Source organism: Aliikangiella maris (assembly GCF_040719265.1).
GTDB classification, from domain to species: Bacteria; Pseudomonadota; Gammaproteobacteria; order Enterobacterales; family Kangiellaceae; genus Aliikangiella; species Aliikangiella maris.
Genome location: NZ_JBFDAH010000003.1, coordinates 254,079 through 271,207, shown reverse-complemented (window position 1 = coordinate 271,207; position 17,129 = coordinate 254,079). Strand labels below are relative to the sequence as shown.

Genomic DNA, 17,129 nt, shown 5'->3' with positions numbered 1-17,129 from the left:
ATTAAGTTCGAGTGTTTAACTGGTTTCGCCATAAGGCAACACCTAGCATGGCAAGTATCCATCCAAAACCAGCAGCGCCGCCGCCCGAAGATTTAGGTGTTGTTGGCGTTGTCGGAGTATTAATCGAAGTATTGAGTGGAGGATTTAATCCTGCTGCGGTATCGGTATTCCCATCGATCACCGTTATTTGATTAATAACAAGGTGAGTTTCATCAGGGTTACCGGTACCACCATAGTTTTGAAGTGGTAAACTATTAAATGCACCTGAAAAGTTATAGGTAGGTAATGCCGCAATTTGCTCAATGATTGCCATCCCATCGCCAGTAACTTCGCCAAATACAGTAAACCCGCCATTTTGTGAATCTAGTTGTGCATTGCCTTTACTATTATCGGCTAAATTAATAAACCATTGACTTGTCGCACTATTAGGCGCGCCAGAGCGTTTTGCCATCGCAATAGTGCCTTTGACATTAGAATAGACGGGTTCATTGATAACGGGGGCGTTGGTGGTAATCGCTTGTGCTGGCCAGCTGTTTTGATAACTGAATCCTCCGCCTTGAATGACAAAATCAGTAACCGAACGGTGAATGATTGAATTGTTGTAAGCCCCTGAATTGACATAATTAAGAAAATTATTGACGGTTTCAGGAGTTTTCTCATCATAGAGATTGACTTCAAAATTACCCAAAGGGGTTTCAATTTGGACAATTGTGGCATTCGCCAGTCCGCTACAAATGGCCAAGGAAAAACCGGCGACGGACATCCTTATTGTTGATTTAAGGGATTGATTTTTATTGAGTTTGTTGTTCTTCATCTTGAAATGTCATTATTAGTAAAAATTAAACGAGACATGCAGCATAACCAGCCGTTTGCCGCTGTACAAGCGCCAGTTGCAAAAATCCCAATAAGATTGACAGTTATTTACATATTGCTTTGCGCTATTTTCATTTGTGTCAAATATTAATAAACTGACTAAAATATGGGTTATTCAAGCAATAAGCATAAAACTAGTGATTTTATGCATGTTTATTCAATTAAAAACATAATTTGTGAGTGATTAACCGATTTAGGTTTTGGTTTATTGATGTATCGAGCAACAAAAAGTGATTGTCTCGTTGGTGTTTCAGCAAAAACTGTCGAGCAGAGGTTTAAGTTTTGGCAAAAATAATGGTTTTTCAGCATGTTCCTTATGAACCTCTTGGTACACTTGATCCACTGATCCGTTCACAAAGGCACCGTATTCGATACGTGAATTTTGGCCGAGAACCTAATGCTAAACCGGATATTTGTAGCTACGATGCACTTATTATTCTTGGTGGCCCAATGAATATTGGTCAAGAAGATGAGTATCCACATCTGGTAACCGAGCAGCGAGTGATTCGACAGGCAATGCAACAAGATATTCCTGTCTTGGGAATTTGTTTGGGGGCACAACTCATTGCGGCTGCGGCTGGCGCGAAAGTTTATCAGGCACCTAAAAAAGAAATTGGCTGGTACCCTATTACACCAACTCAGGCAGCACAAAATGATCCGGTGCTCGGTCATTTTGATGAGTGTGAAAATATTTTTCAGTGGCATGGTTATACATTCGACTTACCCAAAAATGCAACGTTACTTGCTACCGGTGAACAGATTGCTCACCAGGCTTTTCAATTAAAAAACAATGTTTATGGATTTCAATTTCATCTTGAAACTGACTTATCCTTAATTCAACGCTGGCTAAAGTTACCTCAACATTTAAAAGAATTGGGACTCGATAAAGCTAAAGCGCGAGTTGATTCAATTTGGCAGGAAACACATTATCGAATTGATCGATCTCTGGCATTAAGCCATAAAGTTTTTAATGGCTTTTTATCATTGTTACCGAAAGTTAACGAGAAACATCAGTTTATTCATCGAGATTTTCTCAATTAAAATTTTAGGGTTTCTCATGTGGCTATATATTAAAAAATAATTTCATGCATTAAAAACCAGTCACTGTTCTCACTTTAAAAAATAAAACATGTAATATCTTTTATTCGGGCAAAAAATGGTATTTTGTGCATTGATTGATATTGCTCACCCGTTTATTCTTCGCACCATCTTTGCAATCGCTGAAATTTAGACAACAATGCAACACAGCGTGTTGGTAGCGACTTGTATTGACTCAATTTTGATTCAACAAATCCCCGATTGTTCTTAGGGTTTCAGGCCGCCTTTTGGCGGCCTATTTTTTCTACTTAAACTTTTTCTGCTTAATCTGCTTAATCTGCTTAATCTGCTTAAATTTTAACGATTAAAACGCTGGCTGCTTAAAAATAGTAATTTCTAATGCTTGGTAAAAATGACGAGTAAAATACTTTTTCTCAATTCATTGAAGTTATATCAATTGCGTTGGCTGATTGATAAACCTTACACAAAAGGTCTAAAAGATTATTATCGTTCAGTTATAAATGTTTCGAACTGTAGTTTTTTGTGTATAAACAATATTGACAGGTAACGTTTTTATCTGTTGTTCTTCAGCGAATTTATCCAATTTTAAATTCTCATATAACCCAGTATATATTAAGGCTATTTTTTCCGTTATTATCCACAATTAAAATACGTCAATAAGTAATTATACAAAACCAGGTTTTTAATTGAAGTATAGAGCGATAAGAAACTCATAATTACTTTGGCTAATTGCGCGGGAAATATTTGATTTGGATTAAATTTTTTAAATAATTTAAACTGGTTATTTTCCTATTGTTAACTTAAATTGGGTGACTTCTACTTGTTTAAAAGTGAATTTAAAATTCTATTGGCTCATGGGGCTGGAGCAAACAAAGATTCAGATTGGATGCAACAGATGGATCAACTTATTAGCGCTAAAGATTTAACGGTCTTTCGATTTGATTTTCCCTATATGCGTCAGCGATTAATTGATGGTAAACGACGTCCACCTGATCGAATGCCACGATTAATTGATGATTTTAATCAACAAATCAAACAGCTCAAAGAAAGTCAACGGTTATTGCCTACTGATAAATTAATATTGGCTGGTAAATCTATGGGGGGAAGGGTAGCCAGTTTGTTGGCGACTGAGTCTGCGCCTGATTTTAAACTTGAATTTAAGATAAGTGGTCTAATCGCATTTGGTTTTCCTTTTCATCCTGCGAATAAGCCAGAAAAATTTAGAGGAGAACATTTAGCTCACATTAGTATTCCAACATTAATTCTACAAGGAGAACGTGATAGTATGGGTAAGCCTAATGAGATAGAAGGTCACGCATTGAGCAAACAGGTTTGTGTTGAGTATTTAGCTGACGGTGATCACAGCTTTAAGCCTCGGGTAAAGTCTGGTTTAACGCTCGCAGATAATTTGCAAACAGCTGCCGATAAAGTGGCAGATTTTATATTTACTCTAGATGACTAATATTTGCACAGCAAAGGTGTCCAAATTCAATCAAATAGTCTATTTCTATTTGCAATAATTAATGAATAATCTACTATTAGCGGTCCGATCTGTTAATTTATTCCTGTTTTTGCACACTGAGTTATTCAACTGATGTCCAGAATAATCCCTGCTATTTCTACAACCCAAAGACAAACACTTGAGCAGCGTATACGTCGCGAATTATTTTCCTGGACTAGTCTGGCTTTAATGCTTGCGCTACTTGAAGGTGGTGTCATTGGTGTATTAATTAAAAATGGATTCGAGGGACGGGTCGAGAGCTGGTTGTTAAATTTAGCGGTGGCGGTCAGTACTGGTGCGCCATTTTATTCTAACTTGATTAGTTTTGTGTGGGTCAAGTTAAGTCATGGTCGCAGCCGGACTCGATTGGTGTCTAACTTGGCACTAGTCTGCTGTGTATGTGGGCTTGGGATTAGCCAGACTACTTTTGATGAATCGGGACTTTTTGCGCTATTGATGTTTTATATTATCGCGCGAATTTGCTGGTCTGGCATATTAACAATACGTTCTGATATTTGGCGGGCTAACTATCCGCGTTATATTCGTGGCAAAGTGACTGCTAAACTGGCGACTTTGACCTCCTTGCTCATGGCCATTGTCGCAATAGCTATTGGCCAAGTACTCGACTGGCAATTTGAAGCGTTTAAGTGGCTTTATTTGAGTTTATCGGTGCTGTCGATGGTGGGGGCTTTCCGTTATCGTTATTTGGTGATGCGCGGTAGTTTAAAGCAAATTGAGCGCGAAAAATCAACGGCCAGTGGACTATCGGTTGCCAGTATTTTTCGTCTGCTGGCTGAAAATAAACCTTTTGCAAAATATTTATTGGCTATGTTTACCCTAGGCACCGGTAATTTAATGTTTATGGCACCGCTAATTGTTTACCTTAATGAATATACCGACTTAAGTAAAAGTAGCCAAATATTAATTACCACAGCAATTCCACTTTCACTTATTCCAATCGCTGTTGGTTGGTGGGCTAGATTACTTGATAACAACCATATTTTTCATTTTAGGGCAATTCATAGTTGGGGGTTTGTCTCATCTATCGCTTTGTTTTTAGCTGCACAGTTAAGTGGACTGAGTTTTCTTTATTTTGTTGGAGCCTGCTGCTATGGTATTGCTATGTCGGGTGCGGTTATTGGTTGGAATTTAGGGCATAATGATTTTGTCAGTCAAACAAAATCAATGCAATATATGGCTATTCATGTGACTTTAACTGGCGTTAGAGGACTTTTTGCGCCATTGGTCGGAATTGGATTTTATCAATGGCTAGAAGTCAATGAACTCCAAATGGGGCGGTATGCCTTGTTTTTACCTTTAAGTATTACTTTGACCGGTGCCATATTGTTTGTTGTATTTAACTATCAACATAACCGTTCAAAAGAATAAACTCTTTGAATGATAAATAATCAAAAGCGAAGTAAGTTTTGTTTACCTGTATCTTAAATGTAGATACAAATATATAGATTTAAAAATAAATTATAGACGTAAAAATATAGATACGAATTTTATTGAGTGATTTGATATTGATTAGCAAATAGCGTGCTAATTTGCAGTCTGGTTATTTAATCCGATTTATATTTAGCCAAGGCTGCAAACTCGGCTAGCAGTCGTAAGTTATCACAGTTTAAATCGCTATAATCTAAATCACTACAATCTAAATCACTACAATCTAAATCACTACAGCCTAACTCAGGAAAAAATAGAGAGAAATAATGATAGAATATTTCGTCGATTTTAAAAACGCAAATGCGCATTTATTTGAAGTTAAACTCAAAATCGCACAACCTTTGAAAAAAGGACAAACCTTTTCTCTACCTGACTGGATCCCCGGCAGCTATATGATCCGCGATTTTGCAAAAAATATCGTGACAATTACTGCTTTTGAGGAACAACAACCTGTAATACTCGAAAAAATCGGAAAAGCCTGCTGGCGAATAACCGATTCGGTTAAAGCGCTGACAATTATTTATCAAGTGTATGCTTGGGATTTATCTGTGAGAAGTGCTCACCTGGACAATCAGCATGCTTTTTTTAATGGTACCAGTTTGTTCTTAAAGGTGACTGATCTGGATGAGTTGCCACATCATGTACATTTAAATGCGTCTCCTTTGGCGATTAAAAATGCTTGGCAAGTTGCGACAGCAATGCCTGCGGTCAACATTAACACCCAGGGTTTTGGCGAATATACAAGTGAAAATTATCAGGCATTAATTGATTATCCATTTGAAATAGGTGACTTACAACAAATCTCTTTTGATGTTTTTGGTGTGCCGCATAAAATGTTTTTTACCGAAGCGCCAGCCAGAGTTGATTGGAAGCGAATAGCAAATGATGTAAAAGCCATATGTGAAACCGAAGTCAAATTCTTTGGTGATGAAAAACCGCCTTTCGAGCAGTACATCTTTATGACTTTTGTGTTGAAAAATGGATTTGGTGGGTTGGAACATCTCTCGTCAACAGCTTTACATTGTAGCCATGCCGATCTGCCATTATTAGGAGATAATCCTAATCAAATGGATGAGGGATATCGAACATTTTTAACCTTGTGCTGTCATGAATATTTTCATTGCTGGAATGTGAAACGGATTAAACCGAAAGAGTTTATTCCATTGGAACTCAATCGAGAAGTACATACGGAATTATTATGGTTTTTTGAGGGTGTCACTTCATATTATGATGAACTTTTACTCGCACGTGCAAAGGTACTCAAGCCTGAACAGTACTTGGATATGTTGGCTCAAACTATTACTCGAGTACACAAAGGGCAAGGGCGGTTTAAGCAATCTGTAGCGGCATCTAGTTTTGATGCTTGGACAAAATTTTATAAGCAAGATGAAAATGCGCTTAACGGTATTGTCAGCTATTACACCAAAGGCTCGTTGGTTGCTTTAGCGCTTGATTTTGAAATTCGGAGTTTAACAGTAAACCAACGATCTCTTGATGATGTTATGCGCCAAATTTGGATTAAGTTTGGTAAGACCAATATAGGCATTACATTGCAAGATGTTGAGCAAATTGTTGAGCAGATTAGTGGGCAATCATGCCAAGAAATCATTCAGCAATTGGTTTATTCAACCGATGATATTCCATTAACGGCGTTATTGAGTCAGGTGGGAATTAATTGTCAGTTAATTGAGCCATATTTACATAATGAAAAAGGAGGATATGTTGAGCAGCCAAAAGAAAGAAATACCGTTGCTCATTTGGGCGTATTATATACAGACGACCCAGCTGGTGTTAAAGTCAATGTTGTGCTTGAGGATTCCTGCGCAATGCAGGCTGGTTTATCAAATGGCGATCTAATTATTGCTCTCGATAATATTAAAATCAGTGCGGCGGAATTAGACAAAACGATTGCGCGAATTCCGTTGGGAGAAACCGTTATGATTAGCTATTTTCGTCGAGAGCGATTACATCATGCTGCCTGTGAGCTAACAGCTGCCTATAAAAGCGTCTGCTATTTAAGTCCTTTGGCGGAAGCTGAAAACACCTTGCTGAATAACTGGCTAAATGGCCACGATAAGATGAGTGAAAATTAATGCTGAATTAAAAAGAGTAGTTTTTGTCAGTTTATTTTTTACAATAAATGTGACTTAGTATGTCATATTATGCACAATTTATTGAGAATATTTAGCTGTTAATCAATAGTCAATAAATTTAAAAAGATTAATCAAATTAAAAAAAGAATAGAGATATTAATGAAAATTATTAGCTTCAATATTAATAGTCTACGTGCCAGACCCCATCAGCTTCAAGCTATTGTAGATAATCATTCTCCAGATATAATTTGTTTGCAAGAAACAAAAGTTGATGATACTGAATTTCCCCATGAGCTTATTGAGTCGATTGGTTACCATGTGGTTTATCATGGTCAGAAAGGTCACTATGGGGTGGCTACACTGAGTAAAAATCCTATTGTTTCGGCAATAAAGGGATTTCCCGGTGACACGCCAGAAACTCAAAAACGGGTTATAATTAGTGAACATCAAACCTCAAAAGAAAATATTTTTGTATTTAATGGTTATTTCCCACAAGGTGAAAGTCGCGAGCATCCTTTGAAATTTCCAGCAAAAGAAAAGTTTTATCAAGACCTTAATCAATACCTCACCCAAGAACAATTACAATCTCCTTGGATTATTTTGGGCGATATGAATATATCGCATACTGATTTAGATATTGGTATTGGTGAAAAGAATGCCAAGCGCTGGTTAAAAACAGGAAAATGTAGTTTTTTACCAGAAGAGCGTGAATGGTTAAATCAAATTATGGATAAAGGCTTTTATGATACTTTTCGAAAATTTAACGCAACCGTTAATGATCGCTTTAGCTGGTTTGATTATCGCAGTAAAGGGTTTTCTGATGAGCCTAAGCGTGGTTTAAGAATAGATCTGATTTTGGCGACCAAGGCACTTTATGAACTGTGTGTTGATGTGGGGATCGATTATGATATTCGTGCGATGGACAAACCCAGTGATCATGCGCCGGTATGGGCTGAGTTTAAACTCTAAAAATCTGACACCGTCAAACTCAATGAACACCAATTAACTGATGAGAAACAAATATGTCATTTCATAGTAAACTTAATAATGTTGCAGTCAGTATATTTACCGAAATGTCGATGCTGGCCAATCAGCATGGTGCGATCAATCTATCGCAAGGCTTTCCTGAATTTGATACACCCGAACTTTTAAAATCGACAGTTAATGAATTTATTGCAAGTGGTAAAAATCAATATGCACCTTCTATTGGTACGCCAGAGCTGTTAGCTCAGGTAGAACAACTTATTCATAGGCAATATGCCATGCCACTTAATCCCGGACAATCAGTAACAATCACCTCTGGCGCAACTGAAGCCTTGTGGTGTGCCATTCAAACCTTAGTGACTTCAGGAGATGAAGTTATTGTTTTTGATCCTGCGTATGATTCTTATGAACCGGCAGTTGCGTTAGCTGGTGGGCGTTGTATTCACATTCCGATGTTAGCACCGGATTATAAAATTGACTGGCAACAGGTTGAAGAGGTAATTACCAATAAAACCAAGGCAATAATTATTAACAGTCCACATAACCCAACAGGTACACTGTTAACTGAGCAAGATATGCAAACAGTTGAAAAACTGGTTTGGGAAAATGATTTATATTTAATTAGTGATGAAGTTTATGAGTTTATCACTTTTGATGGAAGGCAGCATGAGAGCGTATTACGTTTTCCAAAATTATTCGAACGTTCTTTGGTGGTATCTAGTTTTGGTAAAACTTTTCATTGTACAGGATGGAAGCTTGGTTATTGTACTGCGCCACCGGAATTAACCGATGAGTTTAGAAAAATACACCAGTATGTGACTTTTGCCAGCTTTACGCCTGCTCAGCTTGGTATCGCCAAAATGTTGCAGCAAGAACCGTCACATATTACTGAACTTGCCGGGTTTTATCAAAGCAAGCGAGATTGCTTGGTAAACGCACTGCAAGACTCTCGATTTAAATTGCTTAATTCACAAGGGACCTATTTTTTGTTGGTTGATTACAGTGAAATTTCACAAAAGTCAGACCGAGATTTTTGTCATTGGTTAACAAAAGAAAAAGGCGTAGCTGCGATACCTTTAAGTCCTTTTTATGAAAATCAAACATCAGATAAAATTGTACGCTTATGTTTTGCTAAAAATGAGAATACACTGCTAAATGCTGCGGAGAAATTATGTCAACTTTAACTATAGCTGCGGTTCAAACTAATATTCAATGGCTAGATAAAGCTAAAAATCTCGCTAATCTTGCAGAAAGATTAGACTCTATCAAGTCGGCAGATTTAATTGTATTGCCAGAAACATTTTCTACTGGCTTTGGAATGGATGATGAAGCAATTCAAGAGCCACAACAAAGTGGTATGGTATATGAGTGGATGCAGCAGCAATCAATTAAACATAATGCTGTCATAGCGGGCAGTGTTTTTGTTGAAGATGCGGGACGAAAACGCAATCGTTTTTACTGGATATACCCAAATGGAGAGACTTATTTCTATGACAAGCGGCATTTATTTCGCTTAGGACATGAAGAACAATATGTTAATCCGGGTACAAGCAGAGAAGTTTTTGAAATTAACCAAATCCGCATTTTGCCTCAAGTTTGTTATGACCTGCGTTTCCCTGTATGGTCACGAAACCGACAAGATTATGATGTAATGGTTAACGTAGCAAATTGGCCTATTATGCGGCGCGATGCATGGGATACTTTATTGAAAGCTAGAGCAATGGAAAATCAAGTTTTTGTTGTTGGTGTTAACCGAGTTGGTTTAGACGGAAAAAATGTTGACCATTCTGGAGGTACGGCAATTTATGACTTTTTAGGCCGAGCTATTGTTTCAGCAGAGGATAATCAGCAACAGATTATTCAAATGACTATTGATATTGACGAACTCAAAGCTTTTCGCCAAAGTTATCCTATGCTAAAAGATGCCGACGACTTTGAGATAAAAATATAATTGTAAATAATAAGACTTTTTAATCAATTACTATCGTTATACAATTTAGCTGCTGCATATTAATTAATTCTGCGAACTTGATTAATACAAGCGAGTTCGTTCAGATAGCACCATATCAACAAATATTAATTAAACAGGTTGAAAATATTTAAGTAAAACTTTCTACAACGATCAACGGAGTGTTTGATGAATTCAAAAGAAAGGGAAGTAATGTTGCTGGCTGTTTTTATTTTACTGGTTTTTACTTATATACTTACCCATCAATTACCGTCCTATTTTAATGAGCAGTCGGTTTCAAAAAAATGTCACACACATTTTAATGTGGCGGATTCAAATAATAAGAATAACGAATAAGTAATCTTTATCTCAATGATTCCGAAACTTAACCTTATTTATCTTATTTTAGAAAAAACTCTTTATAAGAAAAATACTGTAACACATCAACTGGTTAAGTTTCGGCATTATTAGTAAAAATTAATAATTATCGATCTGTAATTATTATTGATGACTTAAATAATTAGCATCCAAGACTCGAAGTTAATCCACCTGTTCTGCCTTCAACCGCTGACTCTTTATATCCAGGGAGTGAAGGCATGATGTTCAGCTCTGCTCGCTGTTCAACTTCATCAACAGTGACTTCTCTAGAGCAGAAGTTTGCATATCGACTTAAGTTTTGTTCCATAATAAAAGCTGAGGCTTCAACCCAACCATTATTAACGGTGATTACAACTTTAAAATATCCCGAAGGGATACGATGATATTCATCTGCACGTGGCAATTCGTTAAAATACCATTCATAAAGAGGACCGGTAACCACATAAACATCTTGACCTGTTCTGGCCAAATCTCTAACCGCTACTTCTAAATCTACCCAAGCACCTTGATTTAAATTGGATGATTGTGGCGTAATGTTTGACAAGTAATTAGTTTGTGACCAATAGGCGGTGTTGCTAAATGAAGCTAAGGGAACTTGATGGCCTCTATCAGTATTAATTCCAGCATGTGCATCGTTATAGTCTGCTGGTTCAAGTGTTTTACTTGCGCTAATACTTGGATCTGATCTCCACGTTCGTGAACGACTAGGACCATCGATAGTTACTTGAGTTACCTGATAAGCAGTCCAATCCGCAAACTTGGTTGTCGCATTATTTTGCAGTGTATAAATTGGTCGATTAATTATTTGACCTGATTTACCTGAAGGACATCCATAAACACAATTTCCAGCAAAAGAAGATTGACTGAATAAAATTATTCCTAAAGCAAAAATAAAACTAAAATATTTTTTCACAAAAAATTCTTCTGATTATTAAGTGTCGGGCGATGGGATATTGAAAAGATTAGATTGTTCGTATGACAAAAATGTTTAATCGGTTAGATAAGTTTTGATATGAGATGCATAGCGCAAAATGATAAAAAATAAAGGCTTATATAATTATTTAAAACTTAATTTGCTCGTCAAATTAATCTGATAGTTGCGATTGATTTTGAAGCAATTACCAAAATATTGTTAGATGAGTCATCCTGATGGTCAAGCTGGTGAAATGTATGATTGTTTAAGTTTTTTAAGTTGAAAATATTTATTTGAATTATAAATAAATCAATAAATTGATAAGCGATAAAAAAGGATTAATGCCATAAAAACAGAACTAAATAGTAGTTGAATATACAGAGGAGGAGAGGTAGAATTATCGCAAAATGAGGCAGGCTATCTAATATCATTGTCGATGTTCTTTTAGTTTGCTTAGGTTTTAAGCTGGTTGACCTTAATATACCGATTGAATTTAATAAATCAATTTAAAGAAAATAGGTCAGTATCATTTAAGCTGCAAAACTTAACCAGTTGGTTTAACTTGAAATATTTTTTCAATAAAATCTATAACTGTAAAAGGTTATATTCATAAAAAGCTAAACACATAAAATCAACATTATTCATCTCTAACACACCTCTACTTCAAGGATTGATGAATTAATTAAGAATTTACGTAATTTCTGTCATAAAACAAAATAAGTTCGAGCTGTCATTTTAACGGGTCAATGAAGACTTACCTGTAAAAGGTGTCGATTAGTAATGACCAGTAAATATGGAACAATAGCTACATTGGAGAGCGCTATGAAACTTTCACTGTTAATCGGAACCACTCTGGCTGCTTTTATGAACTTGTCGGTTCAAGCAAATAATACTCATTCGAGTAAAACCAAACCAAATTCACGCTTAACTTCTGCAACTGTTACCAATCAATCTTCAGAAGTCATGATGGTTGATGAATACAGTTGGCTGAGCCGGCTTGCGGCAGATACACCGCCTGTAGCTAGTGACTCGACTCACCAGATTGAATTGTCAACACAAACGGCGATTCGGGTAACTGCATCAGATGCTGATGGGGATTATCTGACTTATCATCTCGTTGCGTCCCCCGCTAATGGCAGCCTTAGTGGTTATGGACCGGTTTATCAGTATACACCTGCGGCAGGATTCCTAGGCATTGACTCATTTGAGTATGTGGTGAGTGCCGGAAATCAGTTTTCGAATCGAGCAACAGTAACCTTATTGGTGGGGGATTCTGCTTCATCCAATCATGCGCCACAAATCACCAGCACGCCTTCTTTATCGGTGAATGAAAGTGAGTATTATCAATATCAAGTTGTCGCAACTGATGAGGACAATGACAGTTTAAGTTTTCAATTAACCAGTGCGCCAGAAGGCATGACGATTAACGAAAACAGTGGGTTAATTGAGTGGATGCCAACAGGGGTTGATGCTGGAGAGCACTCGGTAACGGTGGTGGTATTAGACAGCCAAAATGGCAGTGATAGCCAAACATTCAATTTAATGGTCAATGATTTACCACAGGCACCGGTAATAGTCAGTGAACCGATTGATTATGCTTATGTGGGTATGGACTATGAGTATCAGGTTGAGGTGCAAGACTTCGATATTAACGATTATCTGACTTACGAATTATTAAAATCACCAGCTAATATGATGATTGATTCCGTCAGTGGATTAATTCGCTGGACGCCATCAAACAGTGATTTACAAACTGAAGCGGTGGTTGTTTTAGTCAGCGACAGTACTGGGTTAACCGCGTTACAGTCTTATTACCTAACACTGAATGTTGCCAGCAGTGAACCGCCTAGTAGTTATGATTCGGTTTATCAGGTTGATGCGCAGTCAGCGACTTCTATTCGTGTTAGAGCATTAGATAGTCAGGGCAATTATCTGACATATCATATTCAACAATCCCCTCAATACGGGAGCTTGTCTGGTTACGGGCCTGTTTATACCTACACACCAGGACCTGATTTTAATGGCAACGATAGTTTTACCTTTGTCGTGAGTGCGGGTAGCTTTATTTCTAACACGGCAACGGTTGAGTTAAAGAGTGTATTAAATGAAGCGCCACACATCATCAGTAAACCGGCATTAGAAGCAACTATCGATAGTGAATACCAATATTCAATGGTTGTCGTTGATGATTCAAGTCCATTGAGTTATCAGTTGATTAGCTCGCCACAAAATATGTTAATTGATAGTCATAGTGGATTAGTGAGTTGGGTTGCTGATGCTTCACAACTTGGAACACACCGTGTAGCGGTTATGGTTGATGATGGCTTGGGGAAATTAAGTACTCAATTATTTCACCTAAATGTAGTTGAGCCTGAAGTGCTAGATGATGACAATGATGGCGTGCTGAATGAAGATGATTTGTGTCCAGGGACTCCGATAGGAGAAGCGGTTAGCCCTCAAACGGGTTGTACACGAAATACGGATTCAGATGCGGATGGTGTGAATGATATTGATGATGCATTTCCGTTGGATGCTGCTGCTTCAAAAGATAGTGATGGTGATGGTTATCCAGATGAATGGAACGAAGGACATGATCAAAATACAACTACAACAGGGTTAATGCTAGATCAATTTCCTTTAGATGCTGCAGCTTCCGTTGATAGTGATAATGACGGTTATCCTGAAAGTTGGAATGAGGGTTATGACCAATCATCAAGTACAACTGGGTTAGTGTTGGATGTTTATCCTGATTCGCCTTGTTATTTGAGAGAGCATGGTGATGGTCTTTCTTGTGGGTATATTGAATATTATTACAATCCAGTTAAGACCGTGAGTGATGACAAGACAATTTATTTGCTCGACACTTCCCGCTCAACAGTCCACCGTTGGTTGATAGATGAAAGTTTTTATACTAATCCTATATTTGTTGGATTGCCGGGAGAGCTTCACAACATATCACCGGCAACGATGGTCTACTCTGCTGCACATAATCGTCTATATCTTGGATATGAAACAGGAACAATTACCTATATTGATTTACTAGGAAATTTGACAGAAAAATATTTAGCCAGTGTTTCCACCGAAGACGTTATCGATCTTGTTGCTGCGGGCAATTACTTACTGGTTCAAAGTAGAGTTGACGAAACTGATTGGCACCATACTTTTGATAAGTCTGGCGCATTAGTTGATAGTAAAAATGTAGGTAAAATTATTTGGGGACACGAATGGAGTGAAGTAAATTCTAAAGTTTATTTTTATAGGTTTGAGCCATTTTATTCCGGTTTTACCGTTGAAACAATTGATCAAAGCACAGGCGCTATTTTATCGAATGAGATAGCTGGAGCAAACGCATTGAGCTATCCATTATCCGTTTCGTTTAATGGTCAATATATTTTAGATGCAAGTGGATATGTTTATACTGAAAAAGATTTAACCCAAGTAAATGAGTCTTATTATTACAGGCATGAATTCTCAAAGTGGCTTGCCGATGGGACATTTATTAGTGTTCAGAATTCTAGTTTTAATAATATAAATCGTTATTTACCTTTTATTGATTATTCATTAGAAGAGAAAGCTTTTACAGGTAGTTTGGAAGGTGTATTTGGCGATGTAGATAAGTTAGTTATCGTTAGTTATGAAAATAGAGAAGTTAATTTTATTGATTACTTACCAAATAATGATTTCGATGGGGATGGCGTCGTTAACACACACGATGCATTTATGCTAGAACCATCTGCCTCAATTGATAGTGATGGTGATGGGTATCCCGATCGATGGAATGATGGTTATAACGAAGGTCAGTATAGCGACATAACTTTAGATGCATTTCCATTTGACCCCGCAGCCTCACTTGATGATGACAATGATGGTTATCCCGATAGTTGGAACGAAGGGCATGATGAAAGTACGAGTACAACAGGATTAATCCTAGACATATTCCCTGATGACCCCGCTTGTTATTCAACAGAACATGACAGAAATGGTGTTTGTGATTATGAAGAGGCGATTCCTGATTTTATACCTGATGAAGTAACAAGTGATGGTGAAATTATTTATTTGTTAAGCAAAGAGAATCGACTGATTTATCGATGGTCGATTTCTGAGGCCACTTATATCAAACCTTTGTCGGTTGGTATTGTGAAAAATACGACTAAAGAGTTTCCATTATCAATATCGTATTCAACAGCGCATAATCGATTGTACCTTGGCTATCGTTCTGGTGAGGTGCATTATATCAATGTTGCTGAAGACCTCGTTGAGCAAAGCTTTTTAGAAATTGAATATGATATTGTTAGTTTGCTCTCTATAGGTGAAATTCTTGCTATCAAGGAATATTATGATTTTGGTTATGGCGATGAGATTCATGTTGGTACGTATACTGAATCGGGCCAATATTTTGGTCGGAGTGATAGCGGCTTACTTGATACAGGTGATTACTACTTATATGATGAAAACTATTCTAGAATATATTATTTTAAAGATGCTTCTGGGGCATATCTTAATTTTAATTTTCAAGAAGTAGATTTTTCATCAGAAATGATTAGTCATTCTGTTAGCATAATGGATTATCGATATTTTGATTATGTGCCACCTATCTCAATTTCCAGCGATGGTAATTTTATTTTGCTAGCTGATGGAGAAGTTGTTGAAACTGGTCGGTTTACTAAAATTAGTAACTTGGGGACTTCTATTGATCATTCCCAATGGATAAACTCACTATTAGTTACCGTACAAAATCATCAGTCTACTTTTAGTATAAGTTTTTGGGAAACCGAAAGTTACTCATCAATTGGCTCAAATACTTTTGATGGGCAAGTTATTAACTTGATTAAATATGAAAATGGTTTGGTTCTTCTTAAAAATATTAATGGTGATGTGAAAATTACCAATATTAATTTTGAAGATAAGGACAATGATGGCATGATTGGCTGGTGGGAGTGGCTTTACTCATTAGATGATCAAAATGCAGCGGATGCATCTGAAGATTTTGATAACGATGGGTTAATTAATTTAGCAGAATTTAATGCGCTATCATCGCCTGTTGCGCAAGATACTGATAGCGACGGTATTAATGATGCTGATGAAGTTAACTTTTATCTCTCCAGTCCTTACTTAACCGACTCTGATTTTGATGGGTTGCCTGATTGGGATGAAATTAATATATTTGAATCGTTACCCAACTTATTTGATAGCGACGGTGATGGATTCAGTGATTACCATGAAGAAATTTGGGCCCAGTCAGATGCAAATAGTATTGACTCGGTTCCAGAGCATCTTATGCATACACCAGGTTTCTATGAAATAGCACTTGTTGAGGTTGACCCTTATGAGGGACCTAAGCTTTCACCAATTGTGTATCAAGATAAAAAGAAAAGTACTAATTGGAAGATTGATTTGAATGAAAGTTCACAGAATGACTATTCAATTCGTTCGGGTGGGGCTTACGGTGATGAGTATAGCGCCATAAAAACCACCTTGAATGTGCCTGACGGATATTTACAGTTTTCAGCAAAAGTGGATAACTGGATGATTTGGAATTATTGTTGTAATCAACTCGAGGTGTTTGTAGATGGTGAGCTTCAATTAACGATAGATTCAGGCATGGAGCAATATTACAATATTCCGCTTTCAGAGGGGATTCATAAAATTGAGTGGCGTTATTCTCAATATTCTGGGATGTATATTTTTGGTGGAGCTGCTTGGTTGAAGGATAAAATCTATTATGTGATTCCACAATCTCTGCCACAATAATTATTGGCTAAGTCACTTAAGCGCTGATCTATTTTTGATTTGAATAGATCAGCTTTGTGTTATTTTTGTTAGTTTAACGGTTTAAGTGCTTTCAAATTAAAAGCAACTTTGTTTCTGTATACCAATCAAGTGCAGATAATTTTTTACTACAATGCACTTGATTTTATCTGCCAAAAAATC

10 protein-coding genes are annotated in these 17,129 nt (G+C 37.0%); 8 read left to right on the top strand and 2 right to left on the bottom strand.

Going from position 1 to position 17,129, the window contains the following annotated elements; all coding sequences use genetic code 11:
- Position 1: 1 nt before the first annotated feature.
- Positions 2 to 814, bottom strand: coding sequence for a peptidylprolyl isomerase (locus ABVT42_RS04335; protein ID WP_353873913.1), 813 nt, complete (start codon positions 812 to 814; stop codon positions 2 to 4).
- A 341-nt stretch (positions 815 to 1,155) separates the two neighbouring features.
- Between ABVT42_RS04335 and ABVT42_RS04330 the strand changes: the two genes are divergently transcribed.
- From ABVT42_RS04330 to ABVT42_RS04300, 7 genes are all read left to right on the top strand, one after another.
- Positions 1,156 to 1,914, top strand: a complete 759-nt coding sequence (locus ABVT42_RS04330; protein WP_353873912.1) for a glutamine amidotransferase-related protein — start codon at positions 1,156 to 1,158, stop codon at positions 1,912 to 1,914.
- Between the two features lie 838 nt (positions 1,915 to 2,752).
- A complete protein-coding gene (locus ABVT42_RS04325; RefSeq protein ID WP_353873911.1) occupies positions 2,753 to 3,394 on the top strand; it encodes an alpha/beta family hydrolase in 642 nt (213 codons plus the stop codon).
- Between the two features lie 132 nt (positions 3,395 to 3,526).
- The gene (locus ABVT42_RS04320; protein ID WP_353873910.1) at positions 3,527 to 4,822 is read left to right on the top strand and encodes an MFS transporter; all 1,296 of its coding nucleotides are present in this window, start codon (positions 3,527 to 3,529) and stop codon (positions 4,820 to 4,822) included.
- Between the two features lie 326 nt (positions 4,823 to 5,148).
- Positions 5,149 to 6,975, top strand: a complete 1,827-nt coding sequence (locus tag ABVT42_RS04315) for a M61 family metallopeptidase (RefSeq protein ID WP_353873909.1) — start codon at positions 5,149 to 5,151, stop codon at positions 6,973 to 6,975.
- Positions 6,976 to 7,134: 159 nt separating this feature from the next.
- Positions 7,135 to 7,944, top strand: coding sequence for an exodeoxyribonuclease III (gene xthA / locus ABVT42_RS04310; protein ID WP_353873908.1), 810 nt, complete (start codon positions 7,135 to 7,137; stop codon positions 7,942 to 7,944).
- A 53-nt stretch (positions 7,945 to 7,997) separates the two neighbouring features.
- Complete coding sequence (locus tag ABVT42_RS04305; protein ID WP_353873907.1) at positions 7,998 to 9,143, top strand: methionine aminotransferase; 1,146 nt, start codon at positions 7,998 to 8,000, stop codon at positions 9,141 to 9,143.
- Complete coding sequence (locus tag ABVT42_RS04300; RefSeq protein ID WP_353873906.1) at positions 9,131 to 9,910, top strand: amidohydrolase; 780 nt, start codon at positions 9,131 to 9,133, stop codon at positions 9,908 to 9,910. The genes ABVT42_RS04305 and ABVT42_RS04300 overlap by 13 nt, the downstream gene beginning before the upstream one ends.
- Positions 9,911 to 10,427: 517 nt before the next feature.
- Here ABVT42_RS04300 and ABVT42_RS04295 read toward each other — a convergent pair.
- Positions 10,428 to 11,198, bottom strand: coding sequence for a DNA/RNA non-specific endonuclease (locus tag ABVT42_RS04295; protein WP_353873905.1), 771 nt, complete (start codon positions 11,196 to 11,198; stop codon positions 10,428 to 10,430).
- A gap of 822 nt (positions 11,199 to 12,020) precedes the next feature.
- Between ABVT42_RS04295 and ABVT42_RS04290 the strand changes: the two genes are divergently transcribed.
- Positions 12,021 to 16,949 (top strand): Ig-like domain-containing protein, encoded by a 4,929-nt coding sequence (locus ABVT42_RS04290; RefSeq protein ID WP_353873904.1) that lies wholly within the window; start codon positions 12,021 to 12,023, stop codon positions 16,947 to 16,949.
- Positions 16,950 to 17,129 lie beyond the last annotated feature (180 nt).